The organism is Dysgonomonas sp. UBA7630 (assembly GCF_002483985.1).
GTDB lineage: Bacteria > Bacteroidota > Bacteroidia > Bacteroidales > Dysgonomonadaceae > Dysgonomonas.
Map to the genome: position 1 here is coordinate 1 of NZ_DLIY01000023.1, position 24,908 is coordinate 24,908.

General features: G+C 36.4%; 22 protein-coding genes. 8 read left to right on the forward strand and 14 right to left on the reverse strand.

Annotated features, from left to right (window positions below):
- Positions 1 to 23: 23 nt before the first annotated feature.
- From nth to B3P17_RS09935, 4 genes are all read right to left on the reverse strand, one after another.
- Positions 24 to 659 carry an endonuclease III gene (nth, locus tag B3P17_RS09920; protein WP_252638046.1) on the reverse strand — a complete coding sequence of 212 codons (636 nt, stop codon included), beginning with the start codon at positions 657 to 659 and terminating at the stop codon, positions 24 to 26.
- A gap of 76 nt (positions 660 to 735) precedes the next feature.
- Positions 736 to 2,862, reverse strand: a complete 2,127-nt coding sequence (locus tag B3P17_RS09925; RefSeq protein ID WP_291105325.1) for a peptidylprolyl isomerase — start codon at positions 2,860 to 2,862, stop codon at positions 736 to 738.
- A 106-nt stretch (positions 2,863 to 2,968) separates the two neighbouring features.
- Positions 2,969 to 3,595, reverse strand: a complete 627-nt coding sequence (gene lptC, locus B3P17_RS09930) for an LPS export ABC transporter periplasmic protein LptC (protein WP_252638047.1) — start codon at positions 3,593 to 3,595, stop codon at positions 2,969 to 2,971.
- Positions 3,596 to 3,651: 56 nt separating this feature from the next.
- On the reverse strand, positions 3,652 to 4,971 hold the full coding sequence (locus tag B3P17_RS09935) for an OmpP1/FadL family transporter (protein ID WP_252638048.1): 1,320 nt from the start codon (positions 4,969 to 4,971) through the stop codon (positions 3,652 to 3,654).
- Between the two features lie 377 nt (positions 4,972 to 5,348).
- Here B3P17_RS09935 and B3P17_RS09940 point away from each other — a divergent pair, with 377 nt between their 5' ends.
- On the forward strand, positions 5,349 to 6,044 hold the full coding sequence (locus B3P17_RS09940) for an archaeosortase/exosortase family protein (RefSeq protein WP_252638049.1): 696 nt from the start codon (positions 5,349 to 5,351) through the stop codon (positions 6,042 to 6,044).
- Between the two features lie 13 nt (positions 6,045 to 6,057).
- Here B3P17_RS09940 and B3P17_RS09945 read toward each other — a convergent pair whose 3' ends face one another.
- The 3 genes from B3P17_RS09945 to B3P17_RS09955 all read right to left on the reverse strand — a co-directional run bounded on the left by B3P17_RS09945 (position 6,058) and on the right by B3P17_RS09955 (position 9,786).
- Positions 6,058 to 7,209, reverse strand: a complete 1,152-nt coding sequence (locus B3P17_RS09945; protein ID WP_291105327.1) for a glycosyltransferase family 2 protein — start codon at positions 7,207 to 7,209, stop codon at positions 6,058 to 6,060.
- Between the two features lie 90 nt (positions 7,210 to 7,299).
- Positions 7,300 to 8,457: a diaminopimelate decarboxylase gene (gene lysA / locus B3P17_RS09950; protein WP_252638051.1), complete on the reverse strand. Its 1,158-nt coding sequence runs from the start codon at positions 8,455 to 8,457 to the stop codon at positions 7,300 to 7,302.
- A 15-nt stretch (positions 8,458 to 8,472) separates the two neighbouring features.
- Positions 8,473 to 9,786: an aspartate kinase gene (locus B3P17_RS09955; protein ID WP_252638052.1), complete on the reverse strand. Its 1,314-nt coding sequence runs from the start codon at positions 9,784 to 9,786 to the stop codon at positions 8,473 to 8,475.
- Between the two features lie 407 nt (positions 9,787 to 10,193).
- On the opposite strand from B3P17_RS09955, the gene B3P17_RS09960 reads away from it, so the two are divergent.
- Both B3P17_RS09960 and B3P17_RS09965 read left to right on the forward strand, forming a co-directional pair.
- Positions 10,194 to 10,703, forward strand: a complete 510-nt coding sequence (locus B3P17_RS09960; protein WP_252638053.1) for a peroxiredoxin family protein — start codon at positions 10,194 to 10,196, stop codon at positions 10,701 to 10,703.
- A gap of 91 nt (positions 10,704 to 10,794) precedes the next feature.
- A complete protein-coding gene (locus tag B3P17_RS09965) occupies positions 10,795 to 11,415 on the forward strand; it encodes an EcsC family protein (protein WP_252638054.1) in 621 nt (206 codons plus the stop codon).
- A 14-nt stretch (positions 11,416 to 11,429) separates the two neighbouring features.
- Here the strand turns inward: B3P17_RS09965 and B3P17_RS09970 are convergent, their stop codons facing one another.
- The gene (locus tag B3P17_RS09970) at positions 11,430 to 12,218 is read right to left on the reverse strand and encodes a hypothetical protein (protein ID WP_252638055.1); all 789 of its coding nucleotides are present in this window, start codon (positions 12,216 to 12,218) and stop codon (positions 11,430 to 11,432) included.
- A gap of 218 nt (positions 12,219 to 12,436) precedes the next feature.
- Here B3P17_RS09970 and B3P17_RS09975 point away from each other — a divergent pair, with 218 nt between their 5' ends.
- The 4 genes from B3P17_RS09975 to B3P17_RS09990 all read left to right on the forward strand — a co-directional run bounded on the left by B3P17_RS09975 (position 12,437) and on the right by B3P17_RS09990 (position 17,550).
- Positions 12,437 to 12,970, forward strand: a complete 534-nt coding sequence (locus tag B3P17_RS09975; RefSeq protein WP_252638056.1) for a hypothetical protein — start codon at positions 12,437 to 12,439, stop codon at positions 12,968 to 12,970.
- A gap of 160 nt (positions 12,971 to 13,130) precedes the next feature.
- Entirely contained in the window at positions 13,131 to 14,984 is a 1,854-nt protein-coding gene (locus B3P17_RS09980) for a DNA topoisomerase IV subunit B (RefSeq protein WP_252638057.1), read from the forward strand.
- Positions 14,985 to 14,993: 9 nt separating this feature from the next.
- Positions 14,994 to 15,857, forward strand: coding sequence for a formyltetrahydrofolate deformylase (gene purU / locus B3P17_RS09985; protein ID WP_252638058.1), 864 nt, complete (start codon positions 14,994 to 14,996; stop codon positions 15,855 to 15,857).
- Positions 15,858 to 16,002: 145 nt separating this feature from the next.
- A complete protein-coding gene (locus tag B3P17_RS09990; protein ID WP_252638059.1) occupies positions 16,003 to 17,550 on the forward strand; it encodes a peptide MFS transporter in 1,548 nt (515 codons plus the stop codon).
- Positions 17,551 to 17,618: 68 nt separating this feature from the next.
- Here B3P17_RS09990 and B3P17_RS09995 read toward each other — a convergent pair whose 3' ends face one another.
- Both B3P17_RS09995 and B3P17_RS10000 read right to left on the reverse strand, forming a co-directional pair.
- Positions 17,619 to 18,104: a hypothetical protein gene (locus B3P17_RS09995; RefSeq protein ID WP_252638060.1), complete on the reverse strand. Its 486-nt coding sequence runs from the start codon at positions 18,102 to 18,104 to the stop codon at positions 17,619 to 17,621.
- A gap of 8 nt (positions 18,105 to 18,112) precedes the next feature.
- Entirely contained in the window at positions 18,113 to 18,991 is an 879-nt protein-coding gene (locus tag B3P17_RS10000) for a helix-turn-helix transcriptional regulator (protein WP_135105255.1), read from the reverse strand.
- A gap of 324 nt (positions 18,992 to 19,315) precedes the next feature.
- On the opposite strand from B3P17_RS10000, the gene B3P17_RS10005 reads away from it, so the two are divergent.
- Positions 19,316 to 19,891, forward strand: coding sequence for a superoxide dismutase (locus tag B3P17_RS10005; RefSeq protein ID WP_185091201.1), 576 nt, complete (start codon positions 19,316 to 19,318; stop codon positions 19,889 to 19,891).
- A 78-nt stretch (positions 19,892 to 19,969) separates the two neighbouring features.
- On the opposite strand, the gene B3P17_RS10010 is transcribed toward B3P17_RS10005, so the two are convergent.
- The 4 genes from B3P17_RS10010 to B3P17_RS10025 all read right to left on the reverse strand — a co-directional run bounded on the left by B3P17_RS10010 (position 19,970) and on the right by B3P17_RS10025 (position 24,790).
- Positions 19,970 to 20,929, reverse strand: a complete 960-nt coding sequence (locus B3P17_RS10010) for a DUF4421 domain-containing protein (RefSeq protein WP_291105334.1) — start codon at positions 20,927 to 20,929, stop codon at positions 19,970 to 19,972.
- A gap of 432 nt (positions 20,930 to 21,361) precedes the next feature.
- A complete protein-coding gene (locus tag B3P17_RS10015) occupies positions 21,362 to 21,751 on the reverse strand; it encodes a DUF1398 domain-containing protein (protein ID WP_252638062.1) in 390 nt (129 codons plus the stop codon).
- A 300-nt stretch (positions 21,752 to 22,051) separates the two neighbouring features.
- Positions 22,052 to 23,197: a cytochrome d ubiquinol oxidase subunit II gene (gene cydB / locus B3P17_RS10020; protein ID WP_252638063.1), complete on the reverse strand. Its 1,146-nt coding sequence runs from the start codon at positions 23,195 to 23,197 to the stop codon at positions 22,052 to 22,054.
- A 33-nt stretch (positions 23,198 to 23,230) separates the two neighbouring features.
- On the reverse strand, positions 23,231 to 24,790 hold the full coding sequence (locus tag B3P17_RS10025) for a cytochrome ubiquinol oxidase subunit I (RefSeq protein ID WP_291105338.1): 1,560 nt from the start codon (positions 24,788 to 24,790) through the stop codon (positions 23,231 to 23,233).
- Positions 24,791 to 24,908 lie beyond the last annotated feature (118 nt).

Below are 24,908 nucleotides of genomic sequence, written 5' to 3' on the forward strand. Positions count from 1 at the left end.
AAACAAAATAACTTAATCAAAATTTATTTTTTTGTGAAGTATTTGCAAAATGGCGTCAATCCACATTCTTCACATTTTGGCTTACGAGCCAAGCATACATATCTGCCATGTAATATCAGCCAATGATGTGCTTTCGATAAATATCGAGAAGGGATATATTTTATCAATTCCCGTTCTGTTTGAGCCGGATTTTTTGAATTATCAGTCAATCCTATCCTATTAGACACTCTGAACACATGCGTATCAACAGGCATAGCCGGCTTATCAAAAGCGACTATAAGCATTACATTGGCAGTTTTGCGCCCAACCCCGGGTATTGACTCCAACTCCTCCAAAGTATCGGGAATTTGGCCGTTAAAATCAGCCATAACCTTCTTTGCCATCCCAACAAGATTCTTCGCCTTGTTATTGGGGTATGAAATGCTTTTGATATATTCATAAACATCATCCGGAGAAGATACTGCCAAAACCTCGGGGGTTGGAAATGCTTCAAAAAGCGCAGGAGTAACCATATTAACCCTCTTGTCGGTGCATTGAGCAGATAGTATTACTGCAATCAAAAGATGAAATGGGCTATCGTAGTGGAGTTCGGTATCCACAACCGGCATATTTTTATCAAACCAGTCTATCACACGTTCGTATCGTTCTTTTTTTGTCATATAATAATTAGATAAAAACACAAAATCCCCTATAGTTATAACTATAAGGGATTTTTTATAATTTAAGTTTTAATAATTACCAGAATGCAACCCTGTTGTCTTTTACATTCATTTTCTCTTTCAGAACCAACATTGCCTGAGACATCAATTGATACATGTTGCTTTGACGTATCATTTGTTTTGACTGTGCCGGGTCGAATGTCGCTGTATTTTCAGTCTTACTTGTTACATCTATCACGTACACTCCCGATTTACCTTTCTTAGGAGCTTCCAGCTTGTTTACTTGCCCATGTTTTGCATATACGTTCAACAACGGCTCGTAACCAACACCCGAGATATTATTCGTTTGGAAAGTAACAAAGTTTACAGTATCAACTCTACCTGCTATAGCTTGAGCATATCCATCGAGAGAAGTCAAGTTTTTAGCTTTCAGATCAGCAATTATTTTTTCTGCCTTTTTATCATTAATCAATTCAGCTTTCAACATTGCTGAAACTTCTGATACCGGCATATAATCACCGCTTATTTCATTCTTAACTACAGCAATTATTCTCTTGTTTGTAAGATTATCAAATTTCTTCACAGACCCAACTTTATTATTGAAAGCCCAAGATATAACTTGACGAGAACCTGCGACCTGCCCCAATAACATATCAGACGGAGAAACAACTGCATTTGATATAATATTATACCCTTTAGTTAATGCAGCATTATCGAAATTCTGAACATTTCCGTTTTCAGCAACAAATTGGTTCAACTCGTTATCTACCGAGTTTTGAGTCTTATCACTAACAATCACCGGCATTTGTATAAGTGCAATCTTAACTTTTGCAACAGGATTGGTTTTATCTTCAACACGTACGATTTGTGTCTGACCATTTATTGACACATTAAAAACATCGCCTTTAGCTGCTCCGAAGCATTTTTTGATCAAATCTCCACCGGCACTAGCCAAAGCCATTTCTGTAGCCCAGCCAATATTACCGCCATTTGATCCCGGCATCAACTCATTTGCTAGAGCAGAAAAATCTTTACCTCCTTTAATTACATTTAGCAAACTATCTGAAATATGAGTTGCAGTAGCCTGCTCCAAGCCCTGAGGTAATGGAATCATCTGTAGTTTGACAGAGTCGGCAGCAGAAGTTCTGTCAACCAGCTTATACATTATATATGATTGCTCGTTACGTTCAGGTCCGTTTACTTGACCAATTGTAGCTGTTTGAGCAAATTCTTTCATATCTGCAGGTAAAGTATTTACCGAGATAAATGCATCTACATACTGATTGTTTGAATATTCATTAACAAGTAATCCAGGATTATCTGTTGCTACAAATTTATCATGAATAGCATTGATTTCTTTTTCTACAGCAGCATAATCTTCATCACTCGGAACAACATCTTTTACAAAGTAAGAGATCTTACGTAATTCAGATTCAAGCTTAAAGTTGTTTTTACGTTGATCGTATAACGCTTTAATATCCTTATCTGTTACATCCTTAGCAACTAAAGAGTCTGCGATAGAAGTATATTTTTGTACAACATACGAGATGCTGGCTTGTGTCTTAGAGTCATCAAAAGCCGATTTAGCTTCTGTGGCTGTAGGAATCACAATACCTGCAACTATAGCTGAATATTTTTCTTCGAGACGTTGATATTTCATCATATTCTGGATAAATGTCCAGATTTCTCTCCTTGCCTGTATTTCAGCTCTTTGATTCTCAGGCAAATTAGTATCATCCTGAGAGATAGTTTGTATGAACTGATTTAAAGCCGCTCTTTCGAATTTACCTGTTTGAGGATTAACGAAGAATGGTATCTGATGTAGTATCGGAGCTACGTTAGGCCCTGTAACCATATCATTCAATTCTTCTTTGGTCACATTTAAGCCAAGTTGAGCAGCCTGCTTGTCGAGAATAATCTCTTTCACCATTTGTTGGTAAACCATTTCGCGAATTTGCAAAGTAGCATTTTCGTCCAATGAGTTCTGTCCAGACATTATTTTCTGAAAATGTTCCCACTGCGCAATCCTATCTGCATACTGCTTAGTTGTAACAACTTCACCATCTACAGTGAATGCTTTATCCTTACTTTTGTTTATAAAAGAAGATATTTCGCTCCAAGGGAGGACGAATGCCAATAGTCCGAGAGCGATAACTCCGATCAAGAGACTCGATTTGCTTCTAATTTTCTGTAAAGCAGCCATTTAAATAAATTATTATTTTATATTATTAGTTATTTTATTTACAATTTATAACTTTTTGCGCACGAAGATAATAAATTGAGATTGAATTTCATTCATAATTGAATAACTATTCTTTCTTTTCCTCATTGTTTTGATCATCTGCATTCGCTTCTTGATCTTCATTGTATGTTATTGGTGAGTCTTTCACATTCCAGAATCGATATTCTGTCATTTGTTGATTTGCCTCAAACCCACCCATACCGTGCAAAGTCATTTTATCAGGTCTGAAAACTTCTACATATTTCTTTGAATACACTTTCTGCTGACGCTGATCCCAAAATAATTCTTCGCTCTTAAAAGTCTCTCCTAACTTATTACGTATCACAACATGTCCTTTCAGTTGCCATAGCTTTTTACTTGTAAAGTTCCAAGCTGTATCAGCCTTTACAGTAGCAACTATGCTAAAGATAGTATCGAATTGCTCAACATAAAGGCCGTCAGGGAAAAACCAGTGGGGGTCTTTCGCCCTGTCGAATATTTCCCATGTTTTAGCAATCACTTTATATCGTATGAGCCCCGAATCGGATATTAGCATGGTTACACTATCCGTATTCAAAGAGGGAACCTTATCAGCATCATAATGGAGGTCGACAGTACTCTTTACTTCTTCTTTACAGGATATAAAAAAGAAAGCCATAACAGATAAAAATACTGTTACAACCGATAGATTCTGTCGTGTCTTTAACTGTTGCATTTAAAAAACAAGTAGCCCCAATGTATTATTGAGGCTGAATATAGAGTTATATTTTGTTAGTCAATTTTCTTACGGAAGAACCAGAACTCATTAATATTCACATTTAGAGAAACTCCAAAATATTCTTCGGCAATCATGGTTTTAATCTGTGGCTTAATCTTCTTATATTCGAAGTTTAAATTAATATATGAAACCCTTCCTCCCAGATTATCCCTTATCGGGAAACCAAATCCAAGGGTTGCACCATATTCTTTATATCCTTCTACCTTTTTCGTAGAGGCTTCGGTTACATTCAAATAAGAATTACTATAGTTAAGCCCTCCTCTGAATTTTATTTTTTTGAAGAAACTTCTGTCATACGGATCAATCATATATTCGGCACCTACATTGTACCTCCATCTATTATTGAAACGTTCACTGTCGGACAGTTCATCTCCCATGAGTGAAGAGTATTTCACTCCATCCCATTTCTGGTAGGTAATATCAGCTCCCACAACAAGCCTTTCGTTACGTTTCCAAGTAAATCCGGCTCCATATGTTTCAGGAAGACCTGCACTGATTCCATTCTGAGTAATGGTGTCACCGCTGGCAATACCTCCTGCTACATTCAGTTCATAATGATAATTTGTATAATCTGCTTTTGAGTTTATCTTAGGAGAATATACAGCACCGACTGTAAAGACATCTTTCTTCGAAACAGGGAATTCATATTGAACACCAATATCAAATTTAGCGGACTTTATAGACAGTTCGGTATAATCGGTGGAAGTATAACTATTTGTACCACTAGAACCTACCGAAGGAAGACTTCTTGTATGGTTCATCGTACCAAAAAGAAAAGACGCATTTGCTCCTACAGAGAATCCTTTCAATGGAGTAGAGTAACCTAGTCCTCCATAAACCTGGCTTAGGCCGCCCGATCCGGTGAACGATTTTGTATAAGTTACAGTAGTACCACCGCTTGCAGTCTCTGTTGATCCGAATTTATATCCTACAGAAGAAAAAGGAATAACTCCAAAACTCATACCAAGTCCCTTTTTGAGTGGTACTAAGATTGTGATATAATCCAATCCTCCGCTGTAATGAGAATCTGAATTTGTGCCGTCACTAAGCTTACCCTTATTAAATGACACTCCCATATCAAATAAAAATGTAAGAGAGTCTACTCTCGAATACGAAGCCGGATTGAGAGGGTTCGCACTTTGACTATTACGCAAACCATATCCGATGCCTCCCATCGCTTTAGACGCACCTACATACTGATCTCTCAGAACTCCATAACCATACCTACTGTAAGGGGAATTTGTTTGTGCCTCTATTGAGCATACCATAATAGCCGAAACGGCAAATAAAAGAAGTACTTTTCTCTTCAACATTATAAAATATAATATACAATTTATCTTTACTCTATCGGGAGTATTATATCCCGATGAAAATTACATCTGTTCTTGTCAAACTATAATTCACCATTCTATAACAAAAAAACGAACACTTTATTATTTATAGAGGATAAATTATCTTGGATTTTTTATGGTTCGAAAGAAAATATACTATGAAAGTTAAAATATAAATATAGTATATGCCATAATTCTATAATCCAGTCACAAAGTCTCTTCAGATCTTAATCAAATTTGTGCAAAGTAAATTAAAAAAACTTAGTTAAGCGAGTTTTTAAATAAAATGTCATATTTTTTTTGCCTTAAAAAGGTTAATTATCCTTATTTTGATACCTTTGTGAGTGACTTGAAAAATAATGAGAATACGAGATAAAAACTTCATAAACAATAAGTATTATCAAAAACTAGAACCGTTTAAGGACATCATCTGGTTCTTGGCACTTTTCCTGATATTCGAATTCATATGGAAGCTTTTTGTCCATATAGGAGATGATGAAAAAATACTATTGGTATTGGGTAAAGACCTCACTCGATACACCGAAGGTTTTTGTTTATGGACTGCCGAAACAATTTTCTGGTTGATTCATGATGTTTTAGGCAATCATAATTTTTTCATCAATGGCACTGTACTTCAGTTTGAAGGCTCTATACCCATCGATATAGTTTGGGGCTGTACGGGCCTGAAACAGCTATTCATGTTCACATTTATTCTCACATTTTACTTCGGGCCGATAAAGAAGAAATTGTGGTATTTGCCCATGGCATTGCTTATTCTTTTGATTGTAAATATCCTCCGCCTTATTTTTATCTTCTATATTATAAAAGATCCATTTCCCGAGTGGTTTATATCAGTAAACGAATGGTACAATAACCGTACATGGAGTAACACGAGAGAAAATTATTACCAGTTCTACAAAGACTGGTTCAATGTGTTCCACCGCGATATATTCACATGGATATATTATGATGGTGTTATATTTATCCTCTGGCTTATATGGGAAGAAAAGATAAACAAGCCTTTCTCCCGATTAAAAGCAAAAATATCAAATTAACATCTTTACGATACTATTTGAATCGTCTACCTCTGAAGCGCATATTATACAAAGGCTGAATTATATCCAGAAGCGGAAGAGAAAAATAGAATTTCCCCGAGAAAAAGTATTGAGAAGATTTGTTCAGGATAATCAATTGAGTCGTTAATCTTAGCAAGAACAAGAAAACAGAAAGTCCGAGCAAAGCCCACTGGCTAAAAAATATACTATATACCACTAAGGCAATAAACAATAAATAAAAAGCACTACGGGTAATTGCTTCAAGCGAAAACAATGCCGTCACTCGCTTATTCAGATATGGACGTATAGAGCAGAACGATCTTTTTATTTGTCGCCACAGAGATAAGCCTTCTATATCTGTTTCCATAAAGCTATCTTGCACTAGAGAAACAGATGTATTTGAGTCGTCCATAATACGGCTTATAAAGAGGTCTTCCCCACTCTCTATGTTCAATAGTGAAGCATATCCTTTATGATCAAAGAATAAATGCTTACGAAAAAGAAGATTGCGATAATTGCCTATATATGGTTTTTTATTCAAGACAGAACATATACACTGCATACTAAATAGTAAGTTATCGAATCGAGCTAAACGATTGAAGAACTTCTTGTTCTCTTTGAAGCACGAATACCCCAACACAACATCTTTATCGGAAGACAATTCATTGACCATCGAAGAAATCCAGTTCTTGGATACAGGCTTACAATAAGGCTCGGTAAAAAGCAGAATATCTCCCGTTGCGGCTTTAACACCTATCGTCAAAGCCAATTTACGCCTATCCATCTTTTTATCATTCGAATAAGGAAGATAGGTATGGTATAAATTAGGATAACGCAGCTCTAATGATCTTAACAACACATCACTTTCATCGGTAGATCCGTTATTGACCACAATCACCTCATAATCAAAAAATTCTTGTTCTAGTACAACTGGTAAGTTCTCCGACAAACTATCTACCTCATTCTCGGAGACAATAATGACCGATACTTTCTGCATAAGCTGAGTTGCTTTACCTGTATCCTCAGCATCTTTTACAGCCCTTCTATATGGCTTTCTATAATACAGAAAGTAATAAAATAACTGTATTATAAATAAAAGAACAAAGACAGAGAACCCAACAATCTCAGTCAGATTAAATTCGAAAGATGATAGTATTTCAGTCATTCCTATAGTGTGTATTATGAAAGGCCTTTAAACGATACAAGAGTCATACCGTAGTACGACCCTTGAAACATTATATGATAACGTACATTATTAAATTTTATCAGAGAAATAAGATTTAGGGATATCTCTGCAATTGTATTGAGATGCCATTATTTCACCGTATGCTCCGGCAGAACGTAACACCAACAAATCTCCTCTTTTAGACTCGTTCAGTTCGTAGTCTTTTACAAACACATCCGATGATTCGCAAATAGGCCCTACAACGTCATACTTATGTATAGGTAAATCGGAAGATATATTTTCCACCTTATGATAAGCCTGATAAAGAGCCGGACGTATAAGGTCTGTCATACCTGCATCTACGATAACAAAGGTTTTGCTTTCGCCGTGTTTTACATAAGTAACTTTGGTCACCAACGAACCGCACTGAGCAACAATGGCTCTTCCCAATTCGAAGTGAACAACTTGGCCGTCTCTCAACTTTAGTCCTTTATGAAATAACTCAAAGTAGCGTTGAAAATCAGAAATCGGATTTGCATCGGGATCTTCATAGTCTATACCAAAACCTCCGCCGACATTTATATTTTCAAGCTTCATCCCTTTAGCTTCAAACAAGTCCTGTAGTTCGTTTATACGCTCACACAAAGGGTCGAATGTATGCACATCTTCGATTTGTGAACCTATATGAAAGTGAATTCCGATAAGCTTAAGATTCTTCAACGACTTGAGTACCTCAATTGCATTATCAAGGTGAGCCATACTGAATCCAAACTTATTTTCATTTAGCCCAGTAGTGATATATTCGTGAGTGTGCGCATCTACATTCGGATTGATACGAAGAGCTACTTGCGCTGTTTTACCTTTCTTGGCTGCCAACTCATTTAAAACAACGAGCTCAGGCATCGACTCTACATTAAAGCAGAAGATATTGAGGTCTAAGGCCAAATTTATTTCTTTATCGGTTTTCCCAACACCGGCAAAAACAATCTTCGACGCAGGAAATCCTGCTGTTATTGCTGCCTTCACTTCATTTCCGCTTACGCAATCGGCACCAAAGCCTTCTGAGGCAATCAATTCCAATATCCTGCGATTAGCGTTTGCTTTTATGGCATAGTGTTGAATAAATCCATATTTTTTAGTTTCTTCTTTTACGATTTTCAGTGTTCTTTTCAACAAGTCTGTATCGTAATAGTAAAAAGGTGTCTCTATACCTTTCAGTTTATCAACAGGAAAATTTCCTTTTGTCATTTGAAATTAGAAAAATTAATTAAACAATTTATCATTTAATATTTGAAGTGTTCTCTCTTTATCTTTTTTATATATAAGGAACGAAAAGTTATATCTGCTTCCTCCGTAAGACAACATCCTCACCGGAATTTCTTTCATAGCCCCCATAATATCTACCGATATTCCTGAGTCTTGCGATTCCAAGTCGCCGATCACTGATACAATTACCATATCAGGATCTACAGATACAGTTCCATATTTTTTGAGATCATCTACAATGGCCTGAAGGTTACGATCGTCATCGATTGTCAATGATACTCCTACCTCCGAAGTTGCCAACATATCCAGTGATGTCTGATAGTTTTCGAAAACTTCTGCTATTTTACGTAAAAATCCATGGGCAAGCAACATTTTCCCCGACTTTATCTTTATCGCAGTAATATTATCTCTTGCACCTACCGCCTTTATCACATTTGACTCTGTTTTGTTAGATATAAGCGTACCTGCCGCATCAGGATATTGCGTATTCTTTAAGCGAACAGGAATATCAGCAAGTTTAGCAGGGAGAATACTTGATGGGTGAAGTATCTTAGTCCCAAAGTATGCAAGTTCTGCCGCCTCATCAAAATTCAGCTGACGGATAGGCGTTGTTGTTTTTACATAACGCGGATCGTTGTTCTGCATAGTGTCTACATCGGCCCAGATTTCTATCTCTTCGGCATTTGCAGCTACACCTATCAATGATGCACTGAAATCACTCCCACCCTTACGCAAGTCATCTATTTCACCATAAGCATTTTTACAAATATAGCCTTGTGTGATATACAAATCAGCACCTTTAGACTCTTCAAGCAATGCTGATAGTTTCTCCTTAATATATACAGGATCGGGTGTTGAGTTTTTATCTGTGCGCATAAACTGTAGCGCAGGGATCAATACAGCATTTACTTTCTTATCCAACAGATACAGATGGAATAGTTCGGAGCTTATCAATTCACCTTGAGCCAACACCACACGCTCTTCGAAGAGTGTGAACAAGTCTTTGGTAAATGTACGGATATAATCAAACTTGGAAGTCAAAAGCTCATGCGCCAGTTTTTTAGACTCTTCGTTCTCGAAAAGAGAATCAACCAGTTCTACATATTGCTTTTCGAGCCCATTTATTATTTCTATTGCTCCTTCTTGGTTCTTTTTATATAGGTAATCGGATATCTCAGTCAAAGCTTCGGCCGTGCCACGCATAGAAGATAACACAACAATATTGCCATTATCCTTCGCTACAATATCAGCCACTTCTTTTATTTTGTCAACAGTAGCTATAGATGCACTTCCAAATTTTTGAACTTTCATATTAGTACCTTATTTATAAATATTAGCCGTAACCAAGATGCAAAAGTACAAAAATTTTTGAGCCTTCATTTCAGATTTACACATATATTTACAATCAAGCTCTATTTTTATCAAAAAAATACACAATAGTCTATTTTAATTGAAAGCGATAGCTTAAAACAACTACGCTACCACACAAACCAACAATCAAGTATCTGATTTAAAGTGAATTAACATTATAAAACATCAAATTACAGTTAATATATTTCTGTATTTAACAAAAAGACTTTACCTTTGCAGCCGAAAATCAAAACAAGGATATGCTAAGCGTAGTATAATTTGTTTTGTATCCCAAAAATTGGGAGGGCCATATTCTATTTCTGTGAGGCATTGGGATAAGGCTTTAGTGGTAACCAAATAATTATTTTATGAAGTATGCGAAGTATTTCTTGTTTGTAGGTATTGCTTTAATCGGCTTATCATCGAATACAACAAGAACTTCTGGGCTTTCTTCGGAAGGTATTTATCCGGGAAACCTGTTCCCTGATATCAAGAATTTAGAAAACAAATCAGGGACAAAAATGAACCTGTCTGATCTGAAAGGTCAAAAAATATTGGTAAATTTCTGGGCTGCTTATGACGCCCCTTCACACAAGGACAATGTACTTTTTGCAAATGTAATAGAGAACAAAAAGTATCCTGTGAGAATGGTGTCAGTATCTTTCGACAAGAATGAATCTGTATTTGAAAGAACGCTGACTATGGATCGCATAGATGCGAAGTATCAGTTTATAGCAAAAAACGATGCTTATTCAAGCTTATACAATCATTACCAATTGAGGAAAGGATTTAAGAATTACTTAATCGATGAAAACGGAGTAATTATGGCAATGAATCTTTCGCCCAACGATTTAGATCAGTTATTGAAAAAGAATTAATTGATTTCATTTATTATAAAGCGTTTCATTTCCAGAAAATGAGACGCTTTATTCTTTTTATTTTTATCTTGCAGCGTAAATCACAACAAGAATGACAAAGCGACAAAATACACAAGTCAACAAAGGCATAATAGCAAAAACACTCGACTGGGCTTACTCTAAAGCCGTAAGCGGATTTACCGGAGTAGACTCGGCATACGATCTGGGTAATAGCTACCTCGCACAAAAAGGTTCACTCGAAGATCAGGTAGACTCTCTTATCAAATGGCAAGTAGCCAAAGCTGCGACAAGCGGTTTTGTGACAGGACTGGGAGGAGTTATGATAATGCCGCTGACGGTGCCGGCCAATATAGCCAGTGTAATTTATGTTCAGATACGAATGATTGCAGCCATAGCATACATGGGAGGCCACGATATTCGCGAAGACAGGGTAAAGTCGCTAATTTATATATGTATGGTAGGCAACGGAGCCAAAGAATTACTGAAAGATATGAGCGTAAAAGCCGGAGAAAGGCTCGCAACCAAAATAGCAGAGAAAGTGAGTATCAATATAGCGAGCAAAACAGGGCAAAAGAGTGTTACCTCCCTAGGTAAGGCCGTGCCGGTATTGGGTGGCGTGGTAGGCGGTTCATACGATGCGATAACAACAAGAGTAGTTGGAAAAGTGGCCAAAAAGATTTTTATTGACAAACAAACTTCAGAAAAAGACTAGCCCCCGATAGAGCATCACTCAAAAACATATTCCGTTGATAATACAAATCTTACTCCCTGCTTTTTCGCTTTATCAAAAATAGTCTTGGCATTTTCATTACCCGGATTTATCCAAGACATGCAATCTGTGAGAACAGTAACTTTCTTTGCCAACTCATCGCTTTCATCGAGAATATCATTCAAAGAGCTTGCAACACAATAGTCTGCCGCTTCACCCATCAACAACACTTCATCGAAAGCATTCAGTACCGACAACAAGGTTCTATTCAAGTGGGTTCCCACCTCATTCTCCCACTCTACGGCCGCTCTAAAAATACTATAATGTTCTGTTGATTGCGAATATCCTTTATAGAACAACTCATACGAATGTGCATTATCAATAGCCCACTGGGTCAGGCTGTCTGTCAAAGCCTTATTGATTGCCCACCCCTCTGTACCCAATATACAATGCATAGGCCATATGGTGCAAACACCGCCCTTAGCCTCCAGTTGCTCAAGATAAGGAAGAGCCTTTTCTTTATTAAATTGAGGTATCCAAACTCCTTTTCTTACATCAGAAGCCGTTATCGAAGAAAATAAAGCCGGACGATTGCCTAGCTCTCCTTTCCAATAGCATTGATGTGCAATATGAATCGGTTGATGAGAATCCAATGTAAGTGCTATATAAGAGATTTGCTCCTGATTCTTTAATATAAAATCAGCCATACGTTTCACGTCGGCATCCGCACCTTTCACAAACAGCTCTCCTGTTGGTAAGGTAAAATCATTTTGGATATCAACACCGAGTATAGCTACTTTTTTCATAATCTCCTGTATTTGTTCAATATTATATTAGCTCTTACAAAGATACGACAAAAGGTAACAAAAGTAACACATATTACACAGTTTCTACCGTGTCACTTTGGGTAATTACAGATCAATTTTAACACACTAATGAAGGGAGTAACAACCTTTATCTAATTTAGATAAATATAATCAGAAATGATAAAAATGCCGTATCTTCAAGCAATAAAATGGCTCTTATGCAAATACATATAAACAAAGGTGTTTTCTATTCATTTAAGATAAAAGACAGAAAACGATTAGAATCGGGCATTCTCCTCGTTGAAGGAGAAGATTGGGTACTGATCAGCAGTATTTTTTCTGATTATATTGTGGATGGTTATATGCTCATTAATAAAAAATATATAACATCTATACACAGAACCGAAAAAGAGATGTTTACCGAAAAGGTGCTGAAAGCTTCTGATAAAACAGACATTGTACCATACATAGATATACCTCACTTATCGATAGACTCTCTTTTCAAATGGCTTGAAGACAAACATATTGTTTTCCAGATAGACAACAGGGATGAGAACCAATGCTGGATAGGTAAAATATTAGACTCGACCAAGAAATCCATATTCCTTACGCCGCTTACGCCTAAAGGTGAATGGGACAGGTCTGTATATTACGCTTTTCGTAAAGCCAATATTCGTATTATTTCTTTCAACAGTGATTATATCAATTCACTAATGGCATATAACAAAAAACATGTTGAAGAGAGTGAATGATAACCTAAAATAATAAAAGATGCGGCTTAACAAATAATACACAGACTAAATATCTATTAAATAAAAAAATAAGATGAAATGGGGAAATTTAAGACTTTTTGTTCCCAATTTTTTTTTATATTTTTACACCGCATTTACTTAAAGAGTACCAAAAGATTATATGGAAGAAGAAAAGATAGTACTACCCGAAATAAATTATTCTGACGATGATATAAAAACCCTCGACTGGCAGGAACATATCCGCCGTCGTCCGGGTATGTATATAGGAAAATTAGGTGACGGTTCATCTGCCGATGATGGTATATATGTACTTCTCAAAGAGGTGCTGGACAACTCTATTGACGAATATATGATGGGATTTGGCAAAAATATCGACGTCTCTATCGCCGACGGCGTTGTCAAAGTACGCGACCACGGACGTGGTGTGCCATTGGGAAAAGTAAAAGACGTTTCTTCGAGAATGAACACCGGCGCTAAATATGACTCCAAAGCTTTTAAGAAGTCTGTGGGGTTGAATGGTGTTGGTATAAAGGCGGTAAATGCATTGTCTTCTTTTTTCCTTATCCAAAGTTATCGTGATGGTCAAACAACCTCTGTAGAATACTGCAGAGCCATTGTAGAAAAGGAAGAAGCAATACACCCTACAAATGATGAGAATGGTACTCTTATCGAATTTATTCCGGATCCTACAATTTTCACAGGATACGCCTTTAGGGACGACTATGTAGAAAGCCTTCTTAAAAATTATGTATTCCTCAATACAGGGTTAACAATAACATATAACGGAAAGAAATTCCACTCCAAAAATGGTCTTGTAGATTTGCTTAATGAGTATATGACTTCCGAGCCTTTATACCCTATCATCCACATGAAGGAGGCAGATATAGAGGTCGTGATCACACATACCGATCAGTATGGAGAAGAATATTACTCATTTGTGAATGGACAGCATACAACACAAGGGGGAACACACCAGTCGGCTTTTCGTGAATCATTATCTCGCGTGATAAAAGAGTTCTATAACAAGAATTTCGATTACGCAGATATACGTAGCGGAATAGTTGCGGCAATCAGTGTAAAAGTAGAAGAACCGGTTTTTGAATCGCAAACAAAGACTAAACTCGGATCTAAAGATATGGGGCCGGGAGGTCCTTCTGTTCAGAAGTTTATCGGTGATTTCTTAAAGAAAGAACTGGACAACTATTTACATAAGCATGCAGATACTTCAGAAGCTTTATTGAAAAAAATTCTGGAATCGGAAAAAGAGCGTAAAGCTATTGCCGGTGTAACAAAACTTGCTCGCGAACGTGCCAAGAAAGCAAACCTGCACAATAAGAAGTTACGCGACTGCCGTATACATTACAATGATACCAAAGGAGACAATTTGGATGAAACAAGCATATTTATCACCGAGGGAGACTCTGCGAGTGGATCGATTACAAAAAGCCGCAATCCAAATCTGCAAGCTGTATTCAGCCTACGAGGTAAACCACTAAACAGCTTTGGGTTAACAAAGAAGATCGTCTACGAAAATGAAGAGTTCAATCTTCTACAGGCAGCTTTAAATATAGAAGACGGATTGGATGGATTACGCTACAACAAAATAATTATTGCAACCGATGCCGACACCGACGGGATGCATATACGCTTGTTGTTACTCACATTCTTCTTACAGTTCTTCCCCGATCTGATAAAGAAAAATCATGTATATATTCTTCAAACACCACTCTTCCGTGTACGGAACAAGAAAGAAACAATCTATTGCTATACAGAAGAGGAGCGACTGAATGCAATCAAAAAACTGGGTTCGAATCCGGAGATAACACGATTTAAAGGATTGGGGGAAATATCTCCCGATGAATTCGTTCATTTCATAGGAAAAGATATTCGCCTCGACCGTGTATCGATGAAAAAAGAAGACTCGGTAAGCAACATGCTCAACTTCTATATGGGCAAGAATACACCCGAAAGACAAGAGTTTATTATCGACAATCTTGTAATCGAAGAAGATTAACATCATTATATGAATAACAACGCACACGCAATTATCCTTATTTCATCGCCCGATCGTCCGGGACTGGTAGCTGCAGTTACCGACTTTATCAATATAAACGGTGGAAATATCATCAATCTGGAGCAACATGTAGATAAACAGGAAAATACGTTCTTCATGCGTATAGAATGGGATCTTGCAAACTTCATTATTCCAAAGGAGAAAATGAGCGATTACTTCCAAACCCTATATGCGAACAAGTATAACATGACATTCAGGTTATACTTTAACGACCATACACCGCGTATGGCCGTTTTTGTTTCCAAAATGTCGCATTGCCTTTTTGATATACTGGCTCGCTACACGGCCGGAGAATGGAAAGTAGAGATACCTCTCATCATCAGCAATCACGAAGACCTACGATGGGTAGCAGAACGCTTTGGCATTGAATATCATGTACTAAAGCTCAACAAAGACAATAAGGACGAAATAGAAGCAAAACAACTCGTTCTCTTAGAAGAAAAGAAGATCGACTTTATTGTTTTAGCTCGCTATATGCAGATACTGACCGATAAGTTTATTGAGTCATATCCAAACAAAATAATCAATATACACCATTCCTTTTTACCCGCCTTTGTAGGTGCAAGACCATATCATGCGGCTTACGAACGAGGAGTAAAAATAATAGGGGCAACAAGCCACTATGTAACAACCGAGCTTGATGCGGGGCCGATTATAGAACAGGATATTACACGTATCACTCACCGTGACAGCGTTGAGAATCTGGTACGCAAAGGTCAGGACTTGGAAAAGATTGTACTCTCTCATGCCATAGAAAGTCACCTGAAACGGCGCATATTGGTATATAAAAATAAGACTATCTTATTCTCATAAAGTACAAATATTCTGGCGTTTTATGTTATTTAATATACTAAGGCTAGAAGATTTTAAACTATGTTTGGTTATATTTGTACTGCTTTAAGTTTAGTCCACTCAAAATCTAAAAAAATATAATAATATTAATCTTAAATACGATCGTATGTTTAAAAATCATCCTAAAGGTTTAATAGCTGCATCATTATCAAATATGGGAGAACGTTTCGGCTTCTATATTATGATGGCTATTTTAACTCTGTTCCTGATGTCGAAGTTCGGATTAGACAAAACACATGCAGGGATAATTTATTCTGTATTTTATTTCTGTATCTATGCTTTTGCACTTATTGGAGGGCTTATAGCCGATAAAACAAAAAAGTATAAAAGTACAATTCAGGTAGGTATAGTATTAATGGCAATCGGTTATATGATCATTGCAATCCCTACCCCAACACCTGTATCTAGTTTTTGGCCATTCATTATCCTTACTTGTTTCGGGCTGTTTGTGATAGCCTTCGGAAATGGTTTATTCAAAGGAAACTTACAGGCATTAGTAGGGCAAATGTATGATAACCCACAATATGGAAAAATGCGGGATTCCGGTTTTTCTCTATTTTATATGTTTATCAATGTCGGTGCTATCTTTGCTCCGCTAATTGCTGTAGGCATAAGAAATTGGTGGTTAAAAATCAATGGATTTTCATACAACTCAGACCTACCGGCTCTTTGCCACCAACATTTAGAAGGATCACTTTCCGGCGAAGCTGCAACCCGATTAAGCACATTGGCTCCTCAGGTTAGCTTAAACGGAGCACCGACCAATCTAACTACATTTGCTAACGAATACCTAAACGTATTCAACACAGGATTCCATTATGCATTTGGTATTGCTATTGTAGCGATGTTAATTTCGTTTACGATATATTCAATCAACAAAAAACGATTCCCAGATCCGGCATTAAAAGTAAAAGCCGCAAGCACATCAGCTGATGCCACTGTAGAAAAAGAAATGGACTCTAACGAAGTTAAACAACGTTTGTATGCCTTATTCGCAGTATTTGCTGTTGTTATATTCTTTTGGTTCTCATTCCATCAAAATGGTCTTACGCTTACATATTTTGCAAATGATTATACCGATCTGAGTAAGATGAATCTCAACCTCTTTGGCTTGGTTACATTAGAAGGTGCTGAATTGTTCCAATCATTCAATCCTCTGTTTGTAGTATTCCTTACACCTGTTGTATTAGCTATATTTGGATGGCTAAGAGCTAGAGGAAAAGAACCTTCTGCACCTAAAAAGATTGCAATAGGGATGGGTATTGCTGCTTTAGCTTATGTTGTCATGACTATTGGATCGTTAGATCTACCTGCAAACTCAGCAGTAAAGGCAATGGGCGGTCTGGCAGACTCGGCACGGGTAACTCCATTCCTTTTGATAGGAACGTATTTAATATTAACGATTGCTGAATTATTTATCAGTCCTTTGGGTATCTCATTTGTATCTAAAGTAGCACCTCCTCAATATCAAGGTATCATGCAGGGATGCTGGTTAGGAGCTACAGCACTAGGTAATCAATTATTATTTATTGGTGCAATATTATACGAAAACATCCCTATCTGGGCTACATGGGTAGTATTTGTTGCTGCTTGTTCTATATCAATGTTTACTATGTTGTTTATACTGAAGTGGCTTGAACGTATAACAAAATAAGAACTTTAGTTATATAAAAAAATAGCTCCGAATATAAATCGGAGCTATTTTTTTATATCGTAACAGTTTTATTCTATTTCTTTTCCATCAATCTCAGGAGTATTCTCAATCAAGTCTGTCTTATTTTCTTTCTTGCTTCGGAAAACAACAACCAGATAAATTATCGATAAGATAGAAGCAGCACACAACAAATATACGCCACTCCCCGCCCCCGGCAATTTATAGAACAAGTTCAGAGAAACAATAAAAGCAAATATGCTTGTTATTAGTAAAAGGACTCTTGCCGTTTTTTGTCTTAGCATAATCCAAAAACCAATTGTAATTACACTAAACAAAGGCACTAAATACACCACATGGGTACTATATATCCACTCCTTGTTTTTTGAAAAGAACTTAATAAAGTTGGTAGCCTTCGTTATCTTTTTTTGTAAATCGGGCACATCCCATCCCACAATTTTAACACCCCACTTATCGAGCCAGGGAAGAAAGAAAGCTATAATAAAAAGCAGAGCAAAAATAAGCTCAAACGATAAATACCTGTTTTTCTTTTCCATACAATTCTCTATAATTCAATTTCATCGGCTGAAATATAGCCATGTGTTATACAATAGAAGATAAGTCCCGAAACTGTTTTTATTCCCAGCTTAGCTGTTATATTTTTTCTGTGCGAAAGCACTGTGTTCAAGCTTATATTCAGCTTATCTGCCACCTCTTTATTTAAAAAGCCTAATGCTATGAGACGAAGGACATCCAGTTCTCGTTCAGATAGAGGCTGTCTTTTGTTATCACGCGTAATGCGTCCGCTAACAAAAAGTTCTTGCAAGTCTTCAATTCCCGATTCGGACAATTCGTCAATCATTGGTTTCAGCACCTTTTCTCTTATGCGATTATGCTTCTCCAGATCTTTCTGAAAGCTGTCTATTGTAAATATAACAGCATAACACATATTCTCATTAAAATTACCCGATATATGCTTTATTATAATACTCTTAAGATCGGTCAACAAGGCGAGAGGAGCATCTCCATTTACCATTCCTTGCTCTATCTGAACCATTAATTCCTCTTTAAATTCGGAGAACAGTCTACTGATGAGTTTCATTTGAGCATTGTTGGGGTCGCTCATACCGATGAAAGCTTTCAGATGCTTCTCGAAGTTGTATAACTGCCCATGAATCAGATACGCATCTGTCTGCTTCAAATATTTAATGACAAGCTGAATATCGAACTTCTGAAGCTTCTTTTGAGGAAAATAATCTTCGTTAAGAAAAGTATTCAGTATTACAAGAAAAAATTCTGTATTTACTCCAACCGAATCGCATATCTCACCTATACTTTTGTCACCAAGTCCGAGCTTGATTCCAAAACGATTAACAACAGGTATCAGCTGATGATTATCCTCGATTACTTCCGATAAAATGGATGATGATTCTAAAAAAAGCATAACTTTAGGTTTTCATTTTTTCTGTAAGCAAAAGTACAGATTAATTCTGAAAACATATTTCTATTTTATACCAGTAATTTTATATTAAACCTATTATTACTCAATGCTTATAGATTTTAACAATAATCTGTTAAAAACAATCGATAGCAAATCTAGAGTTCTGTAATAAACAAATACGGAGGACAATTGTTTACATATTATATACAACGATAAAGAACACTATATATGAAAAAGATTTTATTCACGTGTATAATGCTCTCAGGACTGATAATCAGCTCTGTAAACGCACAAAATATAAATAATAACAATCAAAAAACAAGAACTATGAAATTTGAATTACCAAAGTTGCCTTATGCAACAAATGCTCTAGAACCTGTAATTGGTCAACAAACAATTGAATTACATTATGGTAAACACCTTCAGACTTATATTACAAATCTGAACAATCTGATTCAAGGTACTAAGTTTGAAAATGCAGATCTAGAAACAATCGTAAAAGAAAGCGATGGAGCTATCTTTAACAATGCCGGCCAGACATTGAACCACAACATATATTTCCTTTCATTCAGCCCTAACGGTGGCGGAGAACCTAAAGGTAAACTTGCCGAAGCGATCAATGCTGAGTGGGGATCTTTCGAAAACTTCAAGAAAGAATTTGTTACAGCCGGTACAGGTGTATTTGGTTCTGGATGGGTATGGCTTGCAAAAGATAATGCAGGAAAACTACAAATAACAAAAGAACCGAATGCAGGAAATCCGATAACAAAAGGATTAACTCCACTATTGGGCTTTGACGTGTGGGAACATGCATATTATCTAGACTACCAAAACCGTCGTGCAGACCATCTTGCCGAGCTTTGGAAGATTATAGACTGGAATGCAGTAGAAGCTCGTTATTAATAAAAAAACAGCATTTAGAGATCATAAAAAAGCTCCTTATTACTAAGGAGCTTTTTTTATATATTATAGTTTCAGGTATTAATTGATATATTTTATTTTCTTCACAAATTTAGGAGCAACACTAAATCGTTTAGTGTAGCTCATCTGCATAGTTTCTGTATTTAAAGTCATCCTCAACAGCTTAGAATTAGCAACATATATCTGATTCACAACCACAGACAAACCAATAGACCAATCCTCCGCATTGTATCCCATAGATATACGAGGAAATACGGATGGGGAGATTTCAACTTTTTTGAAAGAGGTCAGATTCTCCGTTCCTATATTTAAACCAACCGAAACTCCTCCCGATAAATAAAAGTTTTTACTGATTATCCAATTATAAACATATCCTCCACTAACATTCAATTGATAGTTTCTTAATCTCTTATGCAGATTTAGCTGTAATGTACTATCAGAGCGTATTTGATTGTAGTATATTCCTCTACCCAATTGCCAGCTTCCGGCAGATTTGAGTTGCTTTTCACTTTGGTTAAATGCTGCTTTATAAGAAAATTTCTTATTATTGAATACATACTGTCCAAACACTCCATATTGAATGATACTTATATCGGGATACAGAGTAAATACCTCATCATTTTGCTCAGTATAAAAACCTTTATATCGTTGAAAAAAAACATCAGCGATAAATTTTCTTCCATAGTAATGATATTGAAAGTCAAATATCGCCGTCTTTCCCCGATCCTTATCGCGCATAAATCCAAACCCATATCCCCCACTTATAGAATAATTTTTGTACGTGATGCCTAGTCCCAAACTCACAGGACTATTGGGCATATAGGTTATTTCATTATTATCATCTATCTCATGAGTTAGTGAAGTATATTTATAATATACATGAGGTTTCAGAGACAGCTCATGCTCATACGGTTGAATGTATGTGCTATCTACCTGAGCCCGGATTATAAAAGGAGTTAATAAAAATATTAGAAGAAATATAAATTTACAATACTTCAGAATTCTAGCAATAAGAAACATTTAATACGTTTTATTCGGAAAATTACGTAATATAAACGATCCTACCACCAGAAAAGTATATAAGTCAATGTTTTTAGTTAATTATAAGAAAGGTATAGATATTAAATCTCCGTATTCTAATAGGTAAATAGTAGAATACGGAGTCAAATTGAAAAGGTTGGAAAGTCCGACTATTATAGATATTCTTCTCAATTCTCACTTTGAATAATTAATTTTTTTGAAAAAATTATTTTGATGAGTAAGGGTACTACTGCGATCAGTTAATACATAGTATAGAATACCTGAATTTCATTCTCCAGTTTTTTAATTACGCATAATATATAAGAATGAAATAGATAAATAGATTTATATCATTATTTTTGTTCTTTTAGTGGTTATAAGTTTTAGTTCTTCTTTAAGATCTAATAAGAGTAACAGAGCTCAGAATAATTCTCATATTGGTATTTTTTCTTCTAGGACAAAGTTCCCAAATGAGTCATAGTAAATACAAGTCTTATTTGCTGTATCTATTTCCCATTTATAAATACCTGTTTCTGCCGAATTCTCACAAAAAGTAAAGTAATTGGTCTTACCTTGTTGATGTGCTCTCAGATACTCCTTAAATTTTATAATATCAGTATCAGATATTATATGTAATTTTTCATATTCAGCCTCCGACAAAACTATGTGTCCATCATTGCCGACGTATTCGGCATGACCATCATTTACATAAATAGAATAACTTGATACCCCCATGGCAATAAGATCGCGGATATACTGAGGAAAATCAGCACCACTCTTAACTTTAGAATGAGCGTCTTCTATTTGACGGAGTGTAAACATGTTCACTATTTGATTCGATATTATAAACAAAATAATCAGATCAAATGTTCATTCAATCTAATATTTACGAATAGTTATAAGTATCTGAATATTTACACATTTTAGACAAATTGAATATTTTGATAAAATATTTAATAGATTGATAGAAAATTGAAAATATAATTTCAATTTTAAGATAAATAAAATATATAAAAGCTTACAAATTCTCTTTTTTTACAAGACTAATCTCCTTCAGCTTTATAAAAAAATGGATGCCATTTATAATGGCATCCATTTTATCTATATTATATCTATACAATATTAATACACATGTCCGTCGTCTTTGAAATCTTTGACATCGAATTTTTTCTTCTCTAAAGAGTTCCAAGCATAGATAATATATCCTAATACAAATGGAACAAATAAAGAAACTACACTCATCACAGTAAGGGTAAACTCACTCGATGAAGAATTTTCGATAGTCAGGGAACTCTGATGATCTGTAGAAGATGGATAGTAAGCAGTATTGTTAAAGCCTGTAATAAGCAACAACATACATACTGTTAGCACTGTACCCACGCCACTAAACCAAATACCGGAATGATATTCCTTACTTAATAATGTTTTACCAATACCAAACAGTACCAGCAGAACCCCAACAAGGAATACAATCCCTACGATTGGCATTTCTATCATGTTTAAGAAATATTTGTATTGCACAAGCTCCACAACTTTTGTCACAGGATCTACAGCATAACCTTTTGCTAAGAACGTCCATATAACAAATGCAAGGAAGAACACAACAAAAGGAATAGCATTAAGTAATAAATATTTTCTGGAACGACTTACTAAAGTAGCATCTTGAAGACGGTTGATAAAGAACAGGCACGCCAATGTACGGGCAAGAAAAAACACTGTCAATCCTAGTAACCAGCAACGAGCGTCAGCAAGAGCCTCAAGTCCGTGCCATTCACTCCCCCAACGGCTGATAACAGGATTCAAAACATCTGTCATATTTCCTTTATTCACCGTGAAATCTGATCCTGTAAAGAATGTGGCTAATGCCGCACCTACAAGAAAAGTACCTAATAGTCCGTTGCAAAACAAGAACCATCTGTAAGTATTACGCCCAAATACATTGCCCGGTTTCGACTGAAATTCGTATGATACAGCCTGCAATACAAAGCAGAATAAAATAGCCATCCATACCCAATATGCACCACCAAAGCTGGTAGAGTAGAACAATGGAAAGGATGCAAACAATGCACCTCCAAATGTCACAAGGGTAGTAAATGTATATTCCCATTTACGGCCTAATGCATTTACCAATATCATGCGTTCCTTTTCGTCTTTAGCTAATGAGAAAAGCATCGACTGTCCACCCTGAACAAACAAGAGGAATGCAAATATCCCCCCGATCAGGCATATAAGGAACCACCAATAATGTTGTAAAAATGAATAATCCATAGTTATATCTTTTTTTAGTTAAAAAATCAAGTTTTAGTGTGAGCCTGCCGGTCCTTTTTTAATTTGGTTCAGCATAATACGTATCTCTGCAATAAGCAGTGCGGTAAACAATGCCAAAAACAAACAGAATGTTATCACTACAGATTGAGTTGATACCGCAGACACTGCAGCTTGTAGAGGAAGTACATCTTGTATAGCCCAAGGCTGACGCCCCACTTCGGCAACTAACCATCCCGCCTGACTTGCAACATATACCAATGGGATAGTCCAAAGACAAATCCACAAAAGCCACTTTTTCTGCTCAAGACCTTTTCTTCGATAAACAAAGAATGTCATAACCATGAACAATAGGATAAAATATCCACCCAGATAAACCATAATATGGAAACTCCAATATACGGTTTTAGATAAGTTAGGAACTAACTGCTCGGGGCTATCAAGATAGCCATACCCGAAGTAAGCAAAGTTAGCTTTCAATGTTTCTTTATATTGTACAGCCGAAGCATCATCTCCGTCTTTTTTAGCCTTCTTATAGTCTGCCAATGCCTGTATCGCGGCTTTACCTTTAGATTGCATTTCGGCAAAAGACAAAGCGGTTGTTCCATCCGGTTTTGGATAACCTCCATCTATGATATCTTTAATACCCGGCACGTATGCCTCCGTATCATAGAATGCAATTAGAGAGAGTGCACCCGGAAGTTTAATTGGAGGAAATAAGAACGCATCTTCCCCGTCATTGAATGATTTTTTAGAAGGATTCGGAATACCAAAAAGGACCAGTCCTTCGTTTGTGCCCCCTTCATAGAGACCCTCCATTACAGCCAGTTTCATCGGTTGTTTTTCTGCAACTTGCACAGCCGAACCGTGACCTGTATAAATAGTAAGTAATGATGCTATCAATCCGAAAACTGTAGCAACCTTCATACTTTGTTGAGCAAACTCTGTGTCCCTTTTCTTAAGCATATACCATGCAGCTATACCCATCACAAATACAGCCCCCAAAATCCAACTGGAAAGTACTGTATGGAGGAACTTGTTTATAGCTACGGGTGACAATGCCACAGCCCAAAAGTCAATCATTTCGTTACGAGTTGTGTCCGGATTAAATTCCATACCAATAGGGAATTGCATCCATGCATTAGCCACTAATATCCACACAGCCGAAAGGGTTGCACCTGTAACAGTTAACCAAGTAGCTGCCAAGTGAGCTTTTTTGCTAACACGTTTCCATCCAAAAAACATGATGGAAATAAATGTTGCTTCCATAAAGAATGCAACGATCGCTTCAATTGCCAATGGTGCGCCAAAAATATCTCCTACAAACCAGCTGTAGTTTGACCAATTGGTACCAAACTGAAACTCCATGATAATTCCTGTAGCAACTCCGATTGCAAAGTTGATACCAAAAATAGTCATCCAAAATTTCGCAGTTTTTTTCCACTGTTCATTGCCTGTACGTACATACATTGTCTCCATGATTGCCATAATGACCCCCAGACCCAATGTCAAAGGAACAAACAACCAGTGATACATTGCTGTCATAGCAAACTGGCCTCTAGACCAGTCTATTAACGATGCATTTAGTAGTTCCATAAATAATAATTTTATATTAGTAAATATATGAGGATTTTATTTTACTCGTTTATTGTCGATATCTTGATCAACGTTTCACTTACATAATCAGCGTTATCTTGTTTATAAGTTAGGTTGC